This window comes from Paenibacillus sp. LC231 (genome assembly GCF_001860525.1).
GTDB lineage: Bacteria > Bacillota > Bacilli > Paenibacillales > Paenibacillaceae > Paenibacillus_AQ.
The window spans coordinates 681,770-705,324 of record NZ_JFOM01000015.1; the positions used below are offsets into that span (position 1 = coordinate 681,770).

The 23,555-nt window shown below is 48.2% G+C and carries 14 protein-coding genes (1 of these 14 cut by a window edge); 9 read left to right on the forward strand and 5 right to left on the reverse strand.

Features of this window, described 5'->3' with window-relative positions:
• The 8 genes from AK95_RS13130 to AK95_RS13165 all read left to right on the forward strand — a co-directional run.
• On the forward strand, positions 1–3,865 hold the 3' end of the coding sequence (locus AK95_RS13130; protein WP_071220387.1) for an SDR family NAD(P)-dependent oxidoreductase. Its footprint begins 14,141 nt before the window's first position; the window shows 3,865 of its 18,006 coding nt (coding positions 14,142–18,006); its start codon lies off the left edge, out of view; its stop codon occupies positions 3,863–3,865.
• A gap of 81 nt (positions 3,866–3,946) precedes the next feature.
• The gene (locus tag AK95_RS13135; protein ID WP_083397610.1) at positions 3,947–4,621 is read left to right on the forward strand and encodes an MBL fold metallo-hydrolase; all 675 of its coding nucleotides are present in this window, start codon (positions 3,947–3,949) and stop codon (positions 4,619–4,621) included.
• An 11-nt stretch (positions 4,622–4,632) separates the two neighbouring features.
• Positions 4,633–5,619, forward strand: a complete 987-nt coding sequence (locus AK95_RS13140; protein WP_071220389.1) for an acyltransferase domain-containing protein — start codon at positions 4,633–4,635, stop codon at positions 5,617–5,619.
• Positions 5,620–5,970: 351 nt separating this feature from the next.
• Positions 5,971–6,714 (forward strand): GTP pyrophosphokinase, encoded by a 744-nt coding sequence (locus AK95_RS13145; RefSeq protein WP_083397611.1) that lies wholly within the window; start codon positions 5,971–5,973, stop codon positions 6,712–6,714.
• Between the two features lie 539 nt (positions 6,715–7,253).
• Entirely contained in the window at positions 7,254–8,651 is a 1,398-nt protein-coding gene (locus AK95_RS13150) for a protoporphyrinogen oxidase (RefSeq protein ID WP_071220390.1), read from the forward strand.
• Positions 8,648–9,211 carry a DUF1697 domain-containing protein gene (locus tag AK95_RS13155; RefSeq protein ID WP_071220391.1) on the forward strand — a complete coding sequence of 188 codons (564 nt, stop codon included), beginning with the start codon at positions 8,648–8,650 and terminating at the stop codon, positions 9,209–9,211. The genes AK95_RS13150 and AK95_RS13155 overlap by 4 nt, the downstream gene beginning before the upstream one ends.
• A gap of 568 nt (positions 9,212–9,779) precedes the next feature.
• The gene (locus AK95_RS13160; protein WP_071220392.1) at positions 9,780–10,958 is read left to right on the forward strand and encodes an IS110 family RNA-guided transposase; all 1,179 of its coding nucleotides are present in this window, start codon (positions 9,780–9,782) and stop codon (positions 10,956–10,958) included.
• Positions 10,959–11,546: 588 nt separating this feature from the next.
• Positions 11,547–16,769, forward strand: a complete 5,223-nt coding sequence (locus tag AK95_RS13165) for an S-layer homology domain-containing protein (RefSeq protein ID WP_071220393.1) — start codon at positions 11,547–11,549, stop codon at positions 16,767–16,769.
• 102 nt (positions 16,770–16,871) lie between these two features.
• Here the strand turns inward: AK95_RS13165 and abnA are convergent, their stop codons facing one another.
• From abnA to AK95_RS13180, 3 genes are all read right to left on the reverse strand, one after another.
• Entirely contained in the window at positions 16,872–17,822 is a 951-nt protein-coding gene (abnA, locus tag AK95_RS13170) for an arabinan endo-1,5-alpha-L-arabinosidase AbnA (RefSeq protein ID WP_201259386.1), read from the reverse strand.
• 289 nt (positions 17,823–18,111) lie between these two features.
• Positions 18,112–19,341 carry an aminopeptidase gene (locus AK95_RS13175; RefSeq protein WP_071220395.1) on the reverse strand — a complete coding sequence of 410 codons (1,230 nt, stop codon included), beginning with the start codon at positions 19,339–19,341 and terminating at the stop codon, positions 18,112–18,114.
• 126 nt (positions 19,342–19,467) lie between these two features.
• Positions 19,468–19,839, reverse strand: a complete 372-nt coding sequence (locus AK95_RS13180; RefSeq protein WP_071220396.1) for a MerR family transcriptional regulator — start codon at positions 19,837–19,839, stop codon at positions 19,468–19,470.
• A gap of 206 nt (positions 19,840–20,045) precedes the next feature.
• On the opposite strand from AK95_RS13180, the gene AK95_RS13185 reads away from it, so the two are divergent.
• Entirely contained in the window at positions 20,046–21,632 is a 1,587-nt protein-coding gene (locus AK95_RS13185) for an MDR family MFS transporter (RefSeq protein WP_162487572.1), read from the forward strand.
• Between the two features lie 110 nt (positions 21,633–21,742).
• On the opposite strand, the gene AK95_RS13190 is transcribed toward AK95_RS13185, so the two are convergent.
• Together AK95_RS13190 and AK95_RS13195 are read right to left on the reverse strand one after the other, a co-directional pair.
• Positions 21,743–22,564, reverse strand: coding sequence for a carbohydrate ABC transporter permease (locus tag AK95_RS13190; protein ID WP_071220398.1), 822 nt, complete (start codon positions 22,562–22,564; stop codon positions 21,743–21,745).
• 16 nt (positions 22,565–22,580) lie between these two features.
• Positions 22,581–23,540 (reverse strand): carbohydrate ABC transporter permease, encoded by a 960-nt coding sequence (locus tag AK95_RS13195; RefSeq protein ID WP_071220399.1) that lies wholly within the window; start codon positions 23,538–23,540, stop codon positions 22,581–22,583.
• Positions 23,541–23,555 lie beyond the last annotated feature (15 nt).

Genomic DNA, 23,555 nt, shown 5'->3' on the forward strand with positions numbered 1-23,555 from the left:
CAGGCAAAGGCATGGGCGCATGTTATCCATCAATTGGCCGCTCTGGAAAGAAGGCGGGATGCGTGTTGACGAGGAAGTCGAAAAAATCATGATGAAGAGCCTCGGTACTGTCCCAATGCAGACATCGACAGGTATCCAAGCGCTGTATCAGGGGTTTGCCTTGGGAAGGAACCAGGTGGTAGTAATGACGGGCATGATGTCCCGAGTGAAGTCTAGAATGCTGCCGGCAGCCCCGACAGTTCAGCATGAGAACATGCCAGCAATCGTTGTTAAGTCAGATGATACCAACTTGCCGGCAAGGGTAGAAACTGCCTTGGTCCAGACCGTATCCAAGCTGCTAAAGGTCAAGCTGGAAGACATCGATATGCATTCGGAGTTAAGCGAGTATGGCTTTGATTCGATCTCGCTAACGCAATTTGCCAATCAGTTGAATGAGGAATACCATCTTGAATTGACGCCTACCGTGTTTTTTGAATATACAACGTTGGACAGCTTTGCCGAGTATTTGTTAGCGGAACATCGTGCCGCCTTTGATGTAACGGCTGCATTAACCGCTCAGCAGGATATATTCGTGCCGAAGACAAGGGGGGTGGAGGAAGAAGCAGGGATTCCCTTGAAAAAATCACGTTCTAGGTCGGTAAGGATGACAGTCCGGCCTGAGTCGCCGTCTTCGGAACCAGAGGACAGCGATTTTCAATCTGAGCCAATTGCGATTGTGGGCATCAGTGGACTGTTTCCGATGGCAAAGGATGTAGATGAATTTTGGAAGAATATCGTGGAGGGCAAGGACTGTATAACCGAAATACCAAAAGAACGCTGGGATTGGAGAGAATGCTTGGACAATCCTTCTAAAGACGAAGAGCAAACCAGTCTGAAATGGGGAGGCTTTATTGAAGGAGTGGAAGAGTTTGATCCGTTATTTTTCGGTATTTCTCCGAGAGAAGCCGAAATGATGGATCCCCAACAACGTCTCCTGCTGACTCAGGTTTGGAAGGCGGTTGAAGATGCCGGCATTTCGCCGAGCAAGCTCTCGCAACATCCTACAGGCGTTTTCGTAGCTGCAGGTCCAGGCGACTATATGAATGTCACTTCGATTTCACAAGGGAATCCACAAGCGATGACGGGCGTGGTCCCATCTCTGATTCCGAACCGTATTTCATATGCATTAAACCTGCAAGGACCCAGTGAATACTATGAAACGGCTTGTTCTTCTACATTAGTTGCGTTACATCGAGCGATTCGTTCCATATATAGCGAAGAATGCGAACAAGCAATTGTAGGCGCTGTAAACCTGCTGATTTCCCCTATAGGTTTCATAGGCTTTGATGCTATGGGATATCTTAGCCCGGATGGAAAAGCTAAATCCTTTCAGTCTAACGCGGACGGATTTGTCCGGAGTGAGGGTGTTGGAGCAATCATCATCAAGCCGTTGTCGAAAGCGATTGAGGACAATCATTTAATTTATGCTGTAATCAAAGGGACCGGTGTGTCCCATGGGGGCAAGGGAATGTCATTGACCTCACCGAATGCGGCAGGGATGAAGGCAGCCATGGCCCAAGCATTTAAAGGCACGGGAGTTAGCCCCCGGACGATATCCTATATTGAAGCCCATGGTATCGCGTCGCCTATCGCCGACGGTATCGAAGTCAATGCATTGAAGACGGGTTATCAGGAGATAGCTTCTAATGTTCCATCTTCATCTGATTCATTAGGAGAGAGTGCTTGTTATATCAGCACGCTGAAGCCTTCGCTGGGTCACGGCGAAGTTGCCTCAGGCATGGCTTCGTTGATCAAGTCTATTCAGGCGATAAGACACAAACTTATCCCTGGAGTGAAACGATTTACGAGTCCAAGTCAGCATATTTCGCTGGAAGGAAGTCCGCTTCGAATTTCTGCAGAGCATCATGAATGGGAGCCGTTAACCGATGTGCATGGTAAGGTGCTGCCGCGACGTGCGGCGATAAACAGCTATGGCATCGGCGGTGTGAATGCTCATGTCATCCTGGAAGAGTATGTTCCGGTGCCTGCCGGTAAGCATCAGGAACCTTCGAGGAAACCTCAGATCGTAGCTCTTTCAGCAAAAAGTACAGAGCGACTGGAAGAATATGCTCGGCACATGCTTGAATATGCAGAACGTGCACCGGAATTCTCTTTATCGGATTTCGCATACACCTTGCAGATAGGCAGAGAACAGATGGAATCCCGGCTAGCTTTCGTTGCAAGCAGCCGCGAGGAGCTGATTCGTGGTTTCAGGCATTTCCTGAAAACATCGCAAGTCGTCCCGATGGCGAAAGATTCGCATCCTGTCATTTTTATAGGAGAGACAGTTAATTCCAAGTCCAAAATGGATTCGGATGCTGTACTAACATTATTTGCGGATAACAGCCTGACGGATATCGCTCTCCAATGGACTAGAGGCGGCGTATTTCCTTGGGAAACACTTCACGATGCAAAAGAAGTTTGTAGAATGTCACTGCCTGTCTATCCATTTGAGAGAAGAAGGTGTTGGCCCGATCTTGATGGCGATAGTGCACGAGAGCTCCATGCGGGACAGGTTAAACGTGCAGGTTTACCCCACCGTTTAACTGATATCACAGCGGTAATGGCTGAGACGGACCCGATTGTGAGCAGCCGTGTTATCGATATCGTATCGAAAATACTGGGACTAGCCCCCCATGAGTTGAGTCCAGACCTGCCTTTGGATCAATATGGACTTGACTCCATTCTATTGATGCAGCTCTTGCAACAATTGCAGAATCAGCTGGCCTCGGCGGTGGATCTCGTTAAACTTCAGGAATGCAGGACACTCCTGGATATCATTACCATGATCGAATCGCTGAGCAAAGTGGATGGATCACGCATCATCAGCCGACAAAGCAAGTCCGAAGTCCCCGGGAGTTGGCCGCAGTTTCCCGAGCTAATCCTTCTAAACAATGGCGCACAAGGATCGCCAGTATTTTGGTTTCATGGCGGCTTGGGTGGCGTGGAAATGTATCAAAAACTCGCGCAAAAGAGCAAGCGGCCATTTTACGGAATCCAGGCAAAAGGGTGGTTAACTGATCGATCTCCATTAAAAGGCGTGGGGTCGATGGCTGCGTACTATGCGCATATTATTCAATCCGTTCAGCCTAATGGGCCATACGATCTGGGAGGTTACTCTTTAGGCGGGGTACTTGCGTATGAAGTGACACGTCAATTGCAGGAGCTTGGACATATGGTGAATTCAGTTGTGATGCTGGATTCACCATATGGAAAAGAGTTTCAGCAAGGAGCCGTTTCCAGAAAGACGGCCGTATTGCAAGCCGTTAATTTGGCCCTTGCTTCAAAGAATTTTCAAGAACCGGATCAATTTATGCAGACGCTTATCCATCGGAATGAATTGGATCTGAATGTTCAGGAAGAGGAATTGTTTGAACAGTTAATTAAGCTTGGAAACACACGAGGACTCACCAAGACGGAAGATCAAATCATGTCGATGATTGAAGCGAATATCAAAATACAGCATGCATACCAATTTGATCAGTTTTCGGTGATGCCGTTATCCGCCCCCGATGCGGTAACCTGCTACTATTTCCGCAATAAGGGTGGACTCCTCTTTGGAGAACTGGAACCCTATTTCTCTACAACCGAAGATTCTTCCGCGCTGGACCATGCAACCTACTGGGAGGAATGGGAACGTCAATTTCCTAATCTGCATGTAATGGATATAGATCCTTCCAATCATATGGTGCTGTTATCAGAAGCCAAATCCTATGAAACGATTTTTGCGTTTTGCGAAGAGTTATACTCTGAACATGGCATGACCAAAGAGTTTCTCCGTAAGTTTAAAGAGAAGGCGAAGGAATTACACGGAGTCAAGGCATGAACGAACGAATCCCGGTTAAGCTGCAGTAAACAGCGCTTAGCCGGGAGTTTTTTTAATGCCTGATGTGATAGGGGAGGAATCATGGTTAATTACGAAGTGTTTGTACTGCGAACGGTTTCGCATCCCTTTATTAATTATAGCTATATTGTTCTTGATAAAAGCAGCCGCTCTGCCATTATTATTGATCCTTCATGGGAACTTGATACCATCATAGGCAAGCTAAACGATTTAAACGCAGATGTAAGAGGGGTTATGCTGACCCATTCTCACTACGATCACGTAAATTTGGCATCCGTGTTAACCGAGATTTATGAATGTGAGGTATTCATGTCGAGCGTGGAAATTGAAGACTATGGTTTCAATTGCCGAAATTTGACAAGTTTATCCGATAATGAGGTCGTCATGTTCGGAGAGACGAATGTGACAAGCTTGTGGACGTCCGGGCATACTTCGGGAAGCATGTGTTTTTTGCTTGAAGACTGTATTTTTACGGGAGATACACTTTTTATTGAAGGCTGCGGGGGATGCAATTTCAAAGGCGCATCCGCTGAGGCGATGTATTATAGCATTCAAAAAATTAAATCGTTTGCGGCTCCGGACCTGCGGGTATTTCCTGGTCATTCCTATGGAACCCCTCCTGGTCAAACGATAAGTATGTTGTATGATCAGAACATCTATTTTCAATTGGATTCGCTCAAGCATTTTGTCAATTTCAGAATGAGGCCCAATCAAGAAAGGCTATTTAATTTTCGATAAAATGGGAGTGAATGAAAGTGGGGAAATCCATCGTATTTTTGTTCTCGGGGCAAGGATCCCAATATTACCAAATGGGCAAGGAGTTATACCGGGATCAGCCGGTATTCCGTCATTGGATTCAGAAGCTGGATCAATATTATTATCAAATCTCCGGGAAATCGGTAACCCGCGAGCTTTACGAGAATGATTATCCAATCAGCCGGCCCTTTGATTCATTACCATTCACGCATCCCGCAATATTCATGAGTGAGTATGCCTTAGCTCAGGTGTTTATGGAATATCAGATATTCCCTGATTATGTGTTAGGCACAAGCTTGGGGGAGTTTGCTTCCTGCACGGTCGCAGGTTCCATGGATTACCATTCAGCGCTGGAGCATGTGGTTAGTCAAGCTGAAATCATTCAGAATCATTGCAAACCCGGGGGCATGATCGCTGTTCTTGATCAGGTATCCCTATATCGCAGCGAACCGACACTTTATCAGAACTGTGAAATTGCATCGGTTAATTTTGATACGCATTTTGTCATTTCTGGAGGAGCTGCGGCTCTTTCCGAAGTGGAGTCTTATTTAAGAGATCGTAATATCATGGCTCAGCGATTGCCCATTCATCGTGGTTTCCATTCCAAGTGGATTGACTCGGCAGGCTCATATTATAAGCGTCATGTAAGCTCTTTAGCTTTAAAGCCCCCCCATACGACCGTAATTTCATCATTTAGTGGGCAGAAGGTGGCTGCTTTCGAACCCGAATACTTATGGAATGTGGTGAGGGAACCGATCCGATTTCGAGATGCATTGAAATCTTTGATGCCCCTAAAAGATAAGATTTTTGTAGATTTAGGCCCTGGAGGAACTCTTGCCTCCTTTATTAAGCATAATCATCAATTGGTTGGCTCACATGAAATTCAAAATATACATTCTGTTCTAAGTCCTTTTCATAAGGATATCCACAGATTGGAACAAGTCATATCGAAAATAAAAATGGAGCGAGTAACCATATAAATTATATTGAGAATTCGATGTCGAAACCATGAGTATTTTGCGATTGCCCGAGAAATAATAACACGTTCATGAACCGTATAGATAATATAATACGAGCCATAAACGCCTTGCAAGATATGGTTTATAATAACGATATCAAGCAGCACGATGCTGGCATAGGATAAAGGACGTTGCGACCTTCTGGTTGCAGCGTCTTTTTGACGTTACAACACTAAAGTTGCAGTTGCACCTCAATATCAACTACTATTTAAAGAGGGGACAGAACTTCTGGAATGTTAGCAGCGTGTTTTGTTTTTATTTATCACTCGAGTCATCACGGCTCTGAATCACACAATCGAAAGGAAGTATCCCATGAATTCTTTGCAAATCGAACAGCTCAAAATCATTCGGAATGAAATTACCCGATTCATGATGAAATACAAATTCGCGTTAGATGAGATCGAAACCAAAATGGAGATATTAAAAGAGGAGTTCCAGGCTCTTCATGATTATAGCCCGATCGAACATACGAAATCCCGCCTGAAGTCACCGGAGAGCATCATGAAGAAGCTGCTCCGAAAAGGCGGAAACATCTCTCTTAGCTCCATAGAAGATAATATCAAAGACATCGCGGGCCTAAGAATCACCTGCTCATTCATAACCGACATTTACAAAATTAGCGACATGCTGCAGAAGCAGAGCGATTTAACGGTGTTAAACGTCAAGGATTATATCAAGAACCCGAAGCCGAACGGATACCAAAGCCTGCATCTCTTAGTCGAAGTGCCTGTGTTTTTCTCCGACCGGGTGGAGAAGGTATGCGTTGAAGTCCAAATTCGAACCATTGCCATGGATTTCTGGGCGAGTCTGGAGCATAAAATATTCTACAAATATAATAAGTCCGTTCCTCAGCATCTGCTGGAAGAGCTTAAGAAGGCTGCGGATACGGCTAACGCGCTGGACCGCCAGATGGAGCAATTGCACCACGAGGTGCAGGCCATTAAGGACTCGGACAGCGATGATTCGCTGCTGGAGGAACTGAAGAGCATTCAGATCAACAACCGCAAGTATGAGCTTCCGGCGGGCTTGCTTGAAGTATTGACCGAGGATAAATAAAGTTCCTGGCGCAGCAAAAAAAGAATGATACAACTGTTTCACCATCCATGCACCGGGTATATATATCCTAAGTGGGAAGTGGAAACACACATCAACACCAGACGGATAACAAGACGTTAAGTCGGAATTACCGAAAGGATTTGATACCCATGTACAACATGACGAGGAATAAGGACGACACAATCTGAATTATTCCAAAGTACACCTTAAGCAATGGAACGATGGCGTTAGAATAGATAAGACCGCTTCCCACGAAAAAAACTCTGCGAGTGATCTCGCGGGGTTTTTTGCTGTCAACAACCATCCAAGCATGCTCCTGGACTCCGTACGTGCACTAAGGGAGCAGTACGCGTGATGTACTGATGGTGGGTTTTCTCGCGGGACGGGAAGTCGGTAGTTAGGTGAACGGTTCTGTTCACAATATTGAGGGAATGGCGTCCCTCGGAAGCACGCGCTCTATGATATACTTAGAAATTGGATACAATGGTAACAATCATGATTAAGAGGTTATGAACCTACATAATAGAGGTGTATGTACAGTGACAACTATCGTAGTCATCGGCGGCGGCATTACCGGACTTTCGACCTTATACTATCTGCAAAAAGAGTTGAATCACCATCAACAGAATATGGAACTGGTGCTTATCGAGGCAAGTGAAACGCTGGGAGGCAAAATCCGCACCGTTCAGAACGGTGAATTTATTATGGAAACCGGAGCGGATTCGATCGTATCCCGGAAAACGAATGTGGCACCACTTCTGGAGGAGCTTCAGTTAACAGACCAGGTTGTGTATAATGCCACGGGAACTTCTTTCATATATACGACTGCAGGTTTGAAAAGAATCCCGGATGAGAGCTTATTCGGCATACCGCTTAGCCTGAAATCCTTGGCCGAAAGCGAGCTGGTGTCTGCCGAGGGGAAGGTGGCGGCGCTCAAGGACTATTACACGCCGAATGAAACGTTTACCAAGGATGATTCTTTGGGGGAATTCCTTGAAGCCTTCCTTGGCAAGGAAATCGTTCAGAATCAGATCGCTCCGGTCATATCGGGCGTCTATTCCGGAGAGCTTCATGACCTGACCATTGCATCCACGTTTCCCTATTTGCTGGAGTACAAAAATGCGAACGGCAGCATCATGTGCGGTTTGGCCGAGAATAAACAGAAATTCCTTAGCACGGGCAATAAGAAATTTCTTTCCTTCAAAGACGGAGTCTCGGTTGTGATTGACGCACTGGAACGGACCGTGATTCAAGCAGGCGCGAAGATATACAAAGGCGTTGCCGCAGAGAAGCTGGAGAAAACAGCCAGCGGCTACGGGGTGATGCTGGCAAATGGCGAAAAGCTTGAAGCTGATTTTGTTGTTTTAAGCACGCTGGGATCCGCCGCGAAGGATTTGCTACAAGATCCGCTGCTTAATGAGGACTTTGACCAGCTGTATACCAAATCGCTCATCAGCGTGTATCTTGCCTATGATATTCAAGATGAAGAGCTTCCCTATGATGGAACGGGATTCATTACGGCCAAGGGAACCCGGTTGAAGTGTGATGCTTGCACCTGGACGAGCCGGAAATGGGAGCATACCTCCGAGAACAAGCGGTTATTGATGCGATTGTTCTACAAGAGCTCCAATCCGCATTATGAGGAGCTGATCCAGTTATCCGATGAAGAATTGAAACAGATCGGGATGGGGGATATCAGCCAAAGCCTTGGCATTAAGGCTGAGCCGATCTCTTGTGAAGTCACCAAATGGCATGACAATATGCCGAATTATCATTTGAAGCACCGGCAAATCGTGGAATCATTAGAACAGAAAATGGATGACCTGTATCCAAACGTTATTTTGGCGGGATGCTCCTATTATGGAGTGGGGATACCGGATTGCATGGCGAACGGGGAGAAGACGGCAGGTCTGATTCTGGAAAGGATGCTTGGATGACAATCTATATTGCGTTGCTTAGAGGGATTAACGTAGGCGGACACAATAAAATCAAGATGGCCGATTTAAGAAAGATGCTTGAATCTATGGGACTAGCTCGCGTGCAGACCTACATCCAGAGCGGAAACGTACTCTTTGAATCCGGGGAATCCAAGGAAACGCTGCGCGTTCAAATGGAGCAGGGCATACTTGAAACGTTCGGCTTCCCGATATCGGTGATCCTTAGAACCTCCGAGGAAATCGAGGGGATCGTTCGGAACTGTCCATTTTCGGAAGAAACGCTGCGTCAAGCGGAGGCAGCATCGGAGTTTGAGAGTCTTTATGTTGCCATGCTGACGGAAGCGCCTGCTGCTGAAGATGTGGAGAAATTAAAGCTTTATGTGAACGAAAAGGAAATCTTCGAGGTGATCGGTGAAGAGGTTTACTTGCTGTTCAAGGAAAGCGTTCGGAATTCCAAGCTGGCGGTTCAGTTGTCGAAGCTCGGCGTTCCGATGACGATGCGGAATTGGAAAACGATGAACAAGCTGGTACAACTGTCCCAGACGATGATGAGTGTGTGAGCAGCCGCAATCATTTAAACAAATGAAGGGGTACATAGCTGATCTCCATATTCGAAAGAAAGTTCGGGTCAAAAGTGTTTCACTTCCCGAGAACCGGGTAAATATAGAACAAGTGGGAAGTGGTATTGTCAATCGACGGACGGAAGAACATCATGTCATTCCGAAAGGCAGTTGATTCGCCATGAACACTCGTAAAAGGAGAAGGAGAGCGAAGTTTCTTCGATTCTTTTCTGGTAAGGCACCCTAGCAATTGGAAAATTGCTGCATAATGAGTAACAAAATCGCTTCCCACTGATAAGGATCCTGCGATATCATTCGCGGGGTCTTTTTCGTATTATTAGGTCAGCCAGAGATTTCTGGTTGGCCTTTTTTCTTAGGTGCATTAAGATGGCGGTAGCCGGGAGAACGTGGGTCTTTTAGGGGCGTAGACCCCGTCAAAAAAACTGTTTTCCTACTACCCCAATGACCATGTTTGAGCTGGTAGAGGCTTTGACCTCGCATCACAAGCGAAGCTATGGGTTTGGAACCATCGTAGGAAGTGCCGGTGAATACGAATTGGGAGGTTATTATGGAACCTGTTGTCGGCGTTGACGTAGCCAAGGGATTCAGTGTGGTACAAGCGTTTTTAAAGCGAAATGAGCCGTATGGGAAGATGATTAGCATCTCGCATGGAGAGGGTGGATTTAAGTATTTGGGGGAGGTACTTGCAGAGCTGCAGACAAAGACAATGCAGCCTCCGGTCGTTATTCTTGAAGCGACAGGTCATTACCACCGCGGACTTGCCACCTATCTAGAGCGCAACGGATGGACATATTTCATCGTCAACCCATTACAAGCAAAACGAGCGAAAGGAACACAGTTGCGCAAGGTAAAGACAGATGCTGCAGATGCCTGGCATTTAGCCGAGATGTATTATCGGGGAGACGTTACCGCGCATCGAACTTGGGATGAGGCATTTAGAGAGCTTCAACATGTCACCAGGCAACATGAGTTTGTGACGGGGATGTATGTGCAAGCGAAGTTAAACATGAGGGCCTTGCTGGATCAAGTTTTTCCAGCGTATGAGAAGGTATTTCGCGATCTATTTTCTGTGACATCTCTCAACGTGCTGGCCCGTTGTCTGGAAGGTCAAGTCGAGAATCTGCATGAGGTCATTCAAAAAGGCGTAGGAAGGTCACATTCACGAAAATGGATGGAAGCTAAGGTGGAACAACTCGAGGAAGCACTGTCTGATTGGAGCGAACAGCCAAGAAGTCATTCTCAAACTTTCGTTTTACGCGGGATGGTTGACTTACTGCTTGCATTTTCAGAGCAACTGAGCGAACTGGAGAAGCAGATCAATGAAATGGCAACGAGTCTTCCAGAGGTCGAATTGGTGAAAAGTATACCGGGAATAGGAGATAGACTTGCAGCCGCGATTGTCGCTGAAATTGGAGACGTTAGGCAGTTTAAAGAAGCGAAACAACTTGTTGCTTTTGCTGGATTGGATCCTGGGATATTCAGTTCGGGGAAATTCACGGCAAGTAGTTCAAAAATTACGAAGCGTGGCTCAAAGAGGCTTCGTCGTGCTTTATATTTAGCCGTACAGTGCGGTATTCGTGGAAGAACTAATCCCAAAATATGGGATTATTACGATAAAAAACGAAAAGAGGGCAAACCCTACAAGGTGGTCGTGATCGCTTGCGCCAACAAGCTTCTCCATCACGTATACGCCATCCTTAGTAAGAGCCAGCCCTATCAATCCTAATATTCCAATATCCAAATTTATCCGAAACCTTCACGCCAATGAAGGTTTTTTGTCTTGCTTAAAAATAGTATATCAAGAAGATCGCCAATCACCAACACCAAATCCTTGACAAGTATTAGCTGGTTTTTGTGCAGAATAAGCACAAACTGCATCCTATGAGATAGGATGATGACCAATGCTTGCTCAAAGATGAAACGGATAAGAAATGAATAGACCGGAAGTAATGATCTTTAAACGCCATGCTGGTTCCGTTTGTGGATCTTGAGATATGGATGCTTACTTAAGATATAGTGATGAAGGTCTGTTCGGATATTATCCTATTTTACTAGAAGGCTAGCTGATTTCCGGGACTTGCGTATCATTTATCAGATTTTACATAAAGTGGTTTAAAAAACGAAGGGAATATGCAATTATTGATCTTAGGAGGTGACGTGCTAAATGGATCTCTCAAGGGAATAGCCTAAATCTGGTAGAGTGAGGGATTTGATATTGAAAGCGCTTTAATTAAAATTTGGAGATCCCATGGAGACCTGGAGAATTGGGAAACTGAATTGATTGTTCAAAAAATCATTTCTAGGAGGTTTTCCATTGTCTAAGATCGTCCTGAATCGATGTATATCCTGCTTCTTGATCCTCTGTATCGTGTTGTCGGCCTCGTTTACCGGATTTGCAGGACAGGCTTCAGCCCAGTCATCCACCGCGTCTACCAACGTGCCTGAACTCCTGATCACCGAGCTTGTTCCTGATTCCACGAATGTAGGAACCGCCGACGGATATGAATTTATTGAAGTATATAACAATACCGATCAAGACATCGATTTCAGCCATTACAAAATTCGTTATCGTTACTTGGAGAGTGATACCCTTTGGGCTCATGTACCCGATGAGGTGATGATTCCATCCAGAGGCACGCTGGTGTTCTGGATCATTAATGCTCAGAACAGCAAATCCACGATTGCTGATTTTAATAAAAACTACGGCACCAACCTGATTGAAAACACCGATGTTGTCAAAATATTCTCAGGCGGCATGTCCAATTCACGCATGCGGGAGCTCGTGGTTGTGACAAATACCGGCCGTCCCATCGTGTCCGCATTTTACAATGACGGGGAGGTTCATAACGCCGCCGATCAGGGGATCTTCTATAAGTATCCCGAAGATGGCAGCCTGAAGATGCAGCGGATCTCCCAGCTGGAGCATAAGGCTACGCCGGGTTCGCTGCAGCATTCCGAGGTGCCTGCGGAGCCGGTACATATTGATGTGGCCAAGGAACCGACGGTCACTAACCGGACGACAACAACCAATGTGGAGCCGGGAGAAAATCTGGAGATTACGGCAGAAGCGCACGATGATCGTATGGTTACTTCACTTGCGCTATCTTATCGAGTCGATGGACAGAACGATTACAAGGTTGTACAGCTTCAGGAAGGGAAGCAAGGCCTTCGTCATACGATTTCTTATCTGGAGCTGCTGGGACACACCAAGCTGGAGTACTTTTTCACGGTGTCCAACACCTTTAAGAAAGTAGAGAGTCCTAAATATGAAGTCGACCTCACGGGGGACGGGGCCAGCGCCAGCCTGAATGTTGACGATCAACAGACCGTCACCGGGATAACGTATATTCGGGGTGCGGCTGACGGGGCAGCGCCTGCGGATCTCGAGCTTCATATCGACGGGCAGCCGGTTCAAGGTACAGCCGTTATGGAGCATTCCGCTTATTTTGTTTTTGAAGGCGATGGTATTGACGATGGGATCAACACGGTGACCGTAGGCAAGAACGTTCTGTTCAAGACCGAGCCTAATATTGACGGTTATCAAACCATCGTTGTCCCCATCGAACCGCAATGGCTGACAAGCGGCACAAACGAAATTACCCTGCGGGCCGGCGATAATGAGAAGACCTATTTCGAGGATGACAAGCCGACGGGAAACATGGATGATTTTAATGTCCGCAATGTGCGGCTGTTGTTAGGAGACGGAACAGAAATTCGGGATCCGCAATTTAGCGATCCTGCGCTTATCCACGACCTAGGTGACGATGGACGGTTTCTGCCATTTGTAACGTTTCAATTTGATATTTCTCCCGATAAGGCAAAAGCCCTGTCTTACGCATGGGATACCACGACGGTTACAGACGGGCAGCACAAGGTTGATTTGATTGTAAAGGGTAAGTCTGAAGTAATTGCCAACATACAGGTAGATAACAATGGACCCGAAATTAACGTGACTGTTGAAAAAGGCAAGAGCTATAAGGGAAGTATTCCCATTGATGTGACTGCACAGGACAGCGTATCCGGCGTTGAACAAGTGGAGGCACTGCTAGATGGTCGAGCCATCCAGGTGCCATACGATACTTCATCGTCCGAGCTTGAACCAGGCGTCCATAAGCTGGACATTCGGGCAGTGGACAAGATTGGCAACATCTCGGAACGTACGGTAACGTTTAACACCGCACCGGAGCATCCGAATGCACCCGAATTGGTCTCACCTGCAGATATGGAGAGCGGAACCGGGTTATCGCCGGAGCTTAAGGTTCAAGTCAGCGATCCATCGGATGACGAGCTTGAGGTCTCCTTCCATCAGGCATATCCGTATCATGCATTAAGTGGCGATCGGGTAAAATTATCCAAGAACGCCTCGGATGAAGAGCCTCCTAAGGATAGATTCCCGACTGGCGAAACCGCGCTGACCGAAGAGGAATTGAAGCTGGTAGCTGAATCCAACGATCAATATGTCACGGTGGATTCCACGTCCCAGTTCCCTTATATCCGGTTTGAGGTAGAGCTGGAGCATGCCGTGGAGCCGGGTGACCGTGTTGAAGTTACTTGGGAAGGACATACGGTGTCGGGCCGCAAGGTCACAATGTATGCGTGGAACCACAACCTGAACAAGTGGACGGAGATCACCAAACATATTGCCCAGTCTGAAGATGATTTTACCCTTCGAGGCGAACTGTCGGCAGCAGACTACGTACAAAGCAGCAAAGTGGATGTCATTGTACAGGATGAAATCCCTTCACGTGAGGATTATGATTACACTTTTGTATGGGTATCGGATACCCAATTCTTAACGGAGCTGTACCCGCATATTCAGCAGAAGCAATTCAAATGGATTGTCGATTCCATCGATGATATGAACATCAAATATTTGTTCCATACCGGTGATATCGTGAACGACCCGACAGCTGAGTATCAATGGAAACGTGCCGATGATTACATGAAGATGCTGGAGGATGCAAATCTGCCGCATGGCGTGCTCGCCGGGAATCATGATGTGGGAAGCTACGATTGGGACTACACGACCTACAGTCAATATTTCGGGGAGAACCGTTACAAGAATCAGCCATATTACGGAGGTTCCTACAAGGACAATCGCGGACATTATGACCTTGTGTCCGTTGAAGGCAACGACTTTATCATGATGTATATGGGATGGGGCGTTGAAGACGAGGACATCCAATGGATGAACGAGGTTCTCGCAGAATATCCGGACCGTATCGCATTTCTGAATTTCCACGATTACATGCTCGCGAACGGAACTCGTTCCGGTATAGGCAACAAATTGTACAAGGAAGTTGTCGTACCGAATCCCAACGTGGTTGCCGTTCTAAGCGGCCATTACACGGGAGCCAGTCTGCTTAAAAATGAATTGGATGATAATGGTGACGGCAATGTGGACAGAACCGTCTATCAGATGCTGGCAGACTATCAAGGACATGCCGATGGCGGCAGTGGTTACTTGAGACTGCTGCATTTTGATAAGGAAAGCAATCAGATTTATGTGAATACGTATTCGCCATACTTGGATAAGTACAATTATTATACGAATGGCTCGGATGAATTCATGATGAACCTGGATCTTGAACCGAAATTAAAGCGGGTAGCAACGGATTCAATCCAAGTGAATCATCTAAGAGGTGAGTCCATAGGTACACCGCAGAACGTAGTTAGCGGCACTGAGGTTGTTCAGCAATGGGCAGGACTGCAATCCGATGGAACCTATTCGTGGTATGTAGTCGCACAAGACAAATTCGGAGGTAAAACCCTTTCGGATGTGTGGACATTCACGACAGATGGCGGGAATCTCAATGCTCCGACCAACCTGAAAGCACTGGATGTGACATCGTCAACGGTGCAAATCGGTTGGGATCCCGTGAACAGTCAAGACCAACAAGCCATGAAATATAATGTATATCAGGACGGGGAGCGCGTAGCAACTGTCACGGATAGCGTATATGAAGCGAGAGGGCTGACCCCGGACACGGTGTATGAATTCAAAGTAACCGCCGTGGATAAGGAAGGCATGGAATCGGCTCCGAGTGAGATTTTAACGGTCATCACTCAAGCCGTAGAAATTCCGGGAGCACCAGTGTGGACAGCCGGGGAGCTTGAATTTTCGGACATCACCTCAAACGGTGTATCCATGAGCTGGCCGGAGGCGACCGCAGATGATGGCGTGGATGGATATCGTGTATATCTGAAAGGGCGGAATGAACCGGTTGTTACCGTGACAAATGATGTGTATTCGCATACCGCTTCCGGTTTGGAGCCGGACACCCGATATCATTTTACCGTAAAAGCCTATAACGCTGCGGGAGAGAGCGCCGGACTTCATAAGTCGGTTACAACACCGGCAGCAGCAGTAGACAAGAACGAGTTAATCGGATTAATCACATCGGCACAGCAAAGGCTGGACGAAACACGGGAAGGCACATCGCCGGGGCAGTATCCAGCTGAAGCAAGGTCAACACTCCGTGCTGCCATTGAAAGAGCGAGCGCCATAGCGCAGCAGGGTCAGGCAACTGCCAAGGAAGTACAGGACGCGATCAGTGCTCTGCAAGCCGCGATCCGTACCTATAACGCTTCGGTGGTACCTTCAACGGAGAACCCGCCATCATCGGGATCAGAGTCGGGATCGGGATCCTCTGGAGGCCATGTATTATCTGGAGACAACCGTCTAAAAGGACTTGAAGTGATCATCGGCGGCAAAGCAGCGGAACTCACCCCTGCATTTAATGAGAACACGACAGAGTACCGACTTGAGACGGAAGCCGAATCTGTGCAGCTCCGTGTGGATGCGGCGCATAACAAGGCAACAGTCCTTCTGGGGGAAGAATCCCTGAAGAAGGATCAGGTTATCGAGCTGAAGGAAGGGGATAACCTGTTGAAGCTGGTGATTCGGGCTGAGAACGGTACGACCCGAACTTACCAGATCACCATTCATCGTAAGGCGAAGCCGGAGACCGAAGAACCGAAGCCGGAGCCAAAGCCAGTGATGTTAACCGACATCGCGGGACATTGGGCTTCGTCGGCGATAGAGGAAGCCGTTCAGCTCGGTATCGTTGACGGCTATCCGGATCATACCTTTAAGCCGGACCGGCAAGTAACACGCGCTGAATTCATGGTAATGATGGCCAAAGCATTAAATGGACAAGGGGATGCTGGGAAGTTGAATTTCAAAGACAGTTCCCTCATCGGATCCTGGGCGCTTAATGCGATTCAATGGGCTGTATCCGAGAGTATTGTGAAGGGATATCAAGACGGCACATTCAGACCGAATCAACCTGTCAACCGTTCTGAAATGGCTGTCCTGATCACACGTTACCTGGGCCTTGCCTTACCAGAAGCAGAAACGGAATTCCTTGATCAGCAAGCCATTCCGGCTTGGGCAGAGAAGGAAATCGCTGCCGCCACCGCGGCTGGCATCGTGAATGGGCGCTTAGGTAACCGGTTCGCCCCACGGGAATCCGCGACCCGGGCGGAAGCCGTCATGATGATTCTTCGTATGTTGGATAACATGGAGAAGAAGTAAGAAATAAGAACGGATAAGAGGCTGACACTAGAGCTGGAGCTTTAGTGTCAGCCTCTTTCGGGTGGATGTCTAAGGAAGATTCATATTATGGGTATGGAGCAGTCAATAAGTTGGCCAGCCCTGGGAATCCCAGTTCAAATCATTGATGAGCAGCTTCGGCGTGCCGTTATCGGTTGCGTCATACGCATGTCTAATAATGAGGTTATTATAGACATCCTGATGTCCGGGACCCTTCCAGACTGCATTCCCGCTGTCCATAATCGTGCCACCGCCATTCATCATGCTGGTACCGTTCTTGTCCACGTATGGACCTGTTATGCTGGTGGAACGGCCATAAGCGATTTTGTAGGTGCTGTTGACCCCCTGGCAGCAGGAATCGAAGGAGGCGAACAGATAATAGTAACCGTTTCTATAAACGATGGTAGGCGCTTCAACGGCCCCTCCGTTGTTCGGGCGTGAGGCAATGGAATACAGGTTTCCGGTCGGTTTCATTGTATTTGCATCAAGCCTGGTCAGCTTGAGTCCGCTCCAGAATGAGCCGTAGGCCAGCCACGGATTGCCGTCCTTATCAATGGTCAGCGTCGGATCAATCGCATTGTAATTATTGGTGGAGGTCGTTCGCGTGACGAGACCGTCATCTCGCCAATTGCCGGAGGAGATGCTGCTCGTGGAAGCCAGGCCGATAGCGGATGTGTTGGAACCGAAGGAGGAGATCGAATAATAGAGCCAGTAGCGGCCGTTGAAATATTCAATATCGGGCGCCCATAGATCGTTGGTGCTTTGGTTTGGCACATAGGTTTTCCACCAGGACAGCGGGGAAGCAAATACCTGGTTCGATCTGGTCCAGTTCGTGCCGTTGGTCGATTTCAGCAGTTGGATGCCCTGACCGGTAGAGAAAGTGTACCATGTGTTTCCTTCCTTAATGATGGTTGGGTCATGTACAACAATATCGCCGCTCAGGTTCCAGAATGCACCAAAAGCGGACTGCGTGCCTGCTGTGCATAAACTGATGGCAAGCAAAAGCGAGGTAAGCCATTTCCCTTTTTGTTTCATCATTGTTCTCTTCCCTTCATTGTGAAATGGGCATTGCTAATCTGTGCAGCGCCTATCTTTTCCCGGATCACCTCCTGCATCTTGTGATATTGATTCATAATTATGTGAAATGATTTATGTTATATTAAATTATAAAAGCGCTTCCAATATAAGTAAAGTAAAAAATCGACTTCGTTTATTTCTTTTTAAATCAGCACAAAGAGCTACGGATATTAGTAAAGCCCCGCGATTTCCCGCAGGGCTTTGTTTCAAGTATACAGCTGTGTATCTGAACGGGTCTAGAGTGTAGTTAAACCCATCGTCCACCGCGAAATACAGGTTCAATCGTGCCGTCAGCCAGCACGCCATCAATGTCCAGCTCGGCCGATCCGATCATGAAATCAACATGCGTCAGACTGACATTGGCTCCGCGAGCGAGAAGTTCTTCCTTGCTCATTTTGGTACCGCCCTCGATATTGACAGGGTAGGCGCTGCCCAGCGCAAAATGGCACGACGCATTCTCATCGATACCGGTGTTATAGAAGACACGGTTCAGCTGGGAAATTGGCGAATCATGCGGTACGAGTGCCATTTCTCCCAGATAAGACGCGCCTTCGTCCGTTTCCAGCAGTGTTGTGAGATGCTCCCGCCCGGATTCGGCTTCATACTCGACAACCTTGCCGTCCTTGAATGTGAGCTTCATGCCCTCCACCAGGCGGCCGTTTAGATTAAGCGGCAGCGTACTTGTTACGGTCCCGTTCACGCCTGTACGGTGGGGCATCGTGTAGATTTCTTCGGTCGGCATGTTTGCCACAAAATATACGCCGGCTTCATTCTCGTCGCCGCCGCCGAGCCAGAGATACCCTTCCGGCATGTCCACGCGCAGATCCGTTCCAGGCGCACGATAGTGGAAGCCTTTATAGCGTTTGGCATTCATGTGGTTCTGGCGCAGCTTCAGCTGAGCTATATGATCCCGCCAAGCGGCAACCGGATCTTCGCTGCCCACCCGGTTCATCTGGAATACCGCATCCCACATGGCTTGAATCCGATCCTCTTCGGGAAGATCCGCGAATACCTTATCGGCCCAGGCACGGGTAGGGGCTTTAATGAGCGACCAGCTGATTTTATTGTTGCGCACGTAAACCTGGTATTTCTCGTTGGCTACGGCAGCGGCTTTTACGGCTGTAGATACTTTGGCCGAATCAATGCCGCGGAACAGCTCCGGATCCGGGACTTTAATGCGCAGAATGGCGCCTCCGCCTTCAGCAAGCTGCTGCATGGCGTCGGCCTGCCACTGCGGATAATAACCGAAGGAGTCAGTGGGTGCTTTCTCGTAGCGAATGCGGGTGATTCTCTCATCATCCCAGTCGACTTGCACATATTTGGCACCTGCATCGTATGCCTTGGCCACGATGCGGCGTGTCAACTCTACGGTTTCGATTGGAGCATTGACGATCAGCACTTGGCCTGGCTGAATGTTTACGCCTACCTTAACGACCAGCTCCGCGTATTTCTCCAAATTTTTCTCGAAATTGTCCATATGTAGATTTCCTCCATTTCAGATGTACACCTTTATTTTAACATGTTAAGGAGGCATGCAGATAACGGATCTCATCATCGAATAGAACGGCCCCGAGCATCATGACGCTCGGGGCCGCGTATGTCGTCAGACGGGGACCTGGTTTTTTTTCTTCAACGTAAGGGAAATTTGCCGCTCAAGCAGCCTTTTCAACTCATGGAGAGCAGCGATCTGACCATCCACATGACTTAACTTCTCTTGGTAAATGGACAGCATTTCCTCGCAGTACTCGTAATCATCGGGAGAAGTAATTTCACCTTTGAATAAAGCTCTGATTTGATCCGTCGTTAATCCCAGCTTCAAATACAATTGAATCATTTTGACCCGCTCGATGGCAGATCTGTCGAAATGACGGTAATCATTCTCAAGCCTGTGGGCTTCAAGCAGGCCTTTTTGTTCATAATGCCGGATGGAGCGTGCACTGACCTGGCTGATTTGCGATAATTCACTGATCTTCATTCCACTTGAACCTCCTTGCATGAGTTGGATATCCCGATTATACGCTACCAGGGATGAGTGCATAAAGTGTCTGGGCTTTATTTATATGTATTTTGAAAAAAAGAGGAATCGGGGATAAAAGTGTGACAGTCACCTGTCATACTTTCTGAATTACAATGACGACAGTAAAGAAGAAGGAAACCTACTTAGAAGGAGTGTATGAGAACTTGAAGACACATTCAACCAACAAATTACCCATCGTGCTTGCCGGCCTGCTGCTCGGCATATTAATGGCCTCCATGGACAATACGATCGTAGCGACCGCTATGGGGAATATCGTCGGGGAGCTGGGAGGACTTGATCATTTTGTATGGGTGACCTCCGCTTATATGGTCGCTGAGCTTGCGGGAATGCCGATCTTCGGCAAGCTGTCCGACATGTATGGCCGCAAAAAGTTCTTTGTATTCGGGATGATTGTATTTATGCTGGGCTCCGTGATGTGCGGTACGGCGAACTCCATTACGGAACTGGCGCTGTATCGTGCCGTGCAAGGTATTGGTGGCGGTGCGCTCATCCCGATTGCATTCGCGATTATGTTCGATACGGTCCCCCTCGAAAAGCGGGGTAAGCTTACCGGGTTATTCGGAGCCGTGTTCGGATTATCCAGCATATTCGGACCGCTCGCAGGTGCGTATATTACCGATCAGATTACTTGGCAGTGGATATTCTATATTAATTTGCCAATCGGCATCGTGGCTTTCATGATGGTGACGCTGTTCTATAAAGAATCGCATGAGCGCTCCAAACAGCCGATTGATTGGATGGGCGCCACTACGCTCCTGACTGGCGTCATCTGTTTCATGTTTGCTTTAGAGCTTGGCGGCAAGCAGTTGGCGTGGAATTCCTGGATTATCCTGGCGTTGTTTGCTGCGGCGTTTGTCATGCTGGTCCTCTTCGTGCTTGCAGAGAGAAGGGCGGAAGAACCGATCATTTCGTTTCGATTGTTCAAGAATAAACTCTATACTTCCAGTGTGCTGTGCGGCTTATTCAGCGGAGGATCCTTCATCGTGGCTTCCGTGTATATTCCAATCTTCATTCAAGGCGTACTCGGCGGAAGCGCAACGAACTCGGGGCTCGTCCTGCTGCCAATGATGGTGGGTTCGGTCATCACGGCTACGGTGAGCGGTTTTCTGATGAGTAAAATATCGTATCGTAACATCATGATCCCGACGCTTGTCCTGTTTACGGGAGGGATGGTGCTCGCTTCGACGCTAACGGCGGAATCCAGCAGGTTCATCGTAACCCTGTACATGGTTCTGATCGGGCTTGGCATCGGCGGGTCGTTCTCCGTGCTGAGTACTGCCGTGATGCATGGTTTATCCTATAAGCAGCGCGGAATGGCGAGTTCTACCTTTAACTTTACGCGGTCGCTTGGGATGACGATTGGGATTACGGTGTTCGGGTTGATACAGAGCCGATCCTTTGCCGGTTCCTTATCCTCGGGATCGAGCGTGATGAACACCGAGGCGCTGCCTGAAGGCTTCGATCTCAAGGACCCTCACATCTTGTTGGCGCCGGAGACGAGGTCGCTGATCCCGGCCGAGCTGCTCAAGCCGATCTCGGACTCGCTTGCTTCCTCCATTGCGGCTACGTTTGCTTGGGCTATCGTTCCTGCGGCGTTAGCGCTTGCGGCAGCAACGGTAATGGGGCGCAAAAAGTTGGATGAAACAGCGGAGTTAAAGCGGGAGACCGTCGTTCGTTCAGAAGAGGAGAGTGAAACTCCGGACAATGAGAAGCTGGCGATGGTGCCGTAATGGTTGCGGTATGGCGGTATGATCTGGGGTAAAATAAAAGAAAAGGCTGCTTACAACAAATAAGAGGGTATCCCAATAGATCTATGATCTTTTGGGATACCCTTTTACCGTTAACTCTTAATGGCACCTGCTGCAATATCGGAAATGAATTGCTTGCTGATGAACAGGAACAAAACGATCAGCGGAATGACAGCGAGCAGCGTACCGGCAATGACCATCGAATAGTCGGTCGTGTATATTCCGTTCAATGAGGAAAGCGCAACCTGCAGGGTGAATTTGTTCTCATCATTTAGAATAATTAGCGGCCACAGGTAGTCATTCCATACGCCGATGAACGTGAAGGCAGCCAGGAACGATAGGGCGGGGCGCAGAATCGGCAGCGATATATTCCAGTAGAGGCGGAAGAATCCGCAGCCGTCGATTTTGCCTGCATCCAGCAGCTCCGAGGGCACCGACTCCTGTGCATATTGCCTGATCCAGAAGATCCCGAAGGCGTTTACCATTCCGGGAATGATCAGCGCCTTATAAGTTCCTACCCATCCGAACTCTGCCATAATGACAAAGGAGGGCACCAGGGACAGTTGGGCGGGCGCCATCATGGTAGCCAGCAGCAGCACAAACAGCCATTTTTTGCCCGGAAAATGGGATTTGGCAAACGTGAATCCGGCCAGGGAATCAAAGAATAAGACTAACAGCGTACAAGCGGAAGCCACGAACAGAGTATTCCAGAAGGCGCCGAAGAAATCAATGCTGCTCAGCACCCTCGACACGTTATCAAGCAAGTGAGGACCGAACCATAGTTTCGGAGGAAAGCTGTAAATATCCGAAGTGGTTCGGGTTGCCATGACAAGCAGCCAATAGAAGGGGAAAATCGACAGCAGCAGTCCGGCGATTAACCCGATGTGAAGGAATATGGATTTCCATTTGAACATACGATTCACCCCCATTTCAGTCATTGGACGGACTGCCCTGCACCATTTTCCAGTTCACGATGGAAAAGATCGCTATGAGCAGGAACATTCCCCAGCCGACGGCAGCGCCATATCCGAAATAGTTATTCACGAAGGCTTCACGGTACAGGTAGAGGACGATGGTCATACCGCCGCCGCTGACGCCGCCATCATTGCCAACAAGCACCTGCGGCTCGGTGAAGATCTGCATGCCGCCGATGGTCGAGGTAATGACCGTGAAGAGAATGATGGGCCTAAGATTGGGAATGGTGATTTTGAAAAAGGATTGTATGCCGGAGGCTCCGTCGATCTTGGCTGCTTCGTACAGGACGGTCGGGATGCTCTGCAGTCCGGCAAGATAGATAATGGCGTTATACCCTGCCCATCTCCATATGACCATGACCGAAATGGCGAGCTGTATGCCCCATGTCTTATTCAACCACTCGATGGAGTTCAGGCCGAGCAGGGACAGCATATAGTTGAGAAGGCCGTAATTGTTCGAGAATACGGTGCCGAACACGATGGCAACCGCCACGAGTGAGGTGACGTTCGGCAGGAAATAGCCGATCCGGAAGAACGTGCGGAACCGGACAAATGATGCATTAAGCAGGAAGGCAACGACCAGCGCGATAAACAGCATCGGTATCGTGGAGTAGATCCAGATGAGCAGCGTGTTGCCGACGGCTCTCCAGAATTCCGGATCGGTGAGCATGAATTGGTAGTTGCCCAGCCCGTTATAGGTCATCTCCCCGATGCCGTCCCATTTCTGAAAGGACAGGAACATCGAGAAGGCAATCGGGAAAAGGCCGAATATGGCAAATAGAATGTAAAAAGGGGAGATGGCCAAATATTCTTTGCGGTGTTTCCATATCTGTGCAGACAGTCGGTCTTGAGATTTCGGATGTTTAGGAACAGGCTTCTGTTCCACGGGCGTGCGATTCAGCATTGGATTATCCATCGTACTGTACCTCCT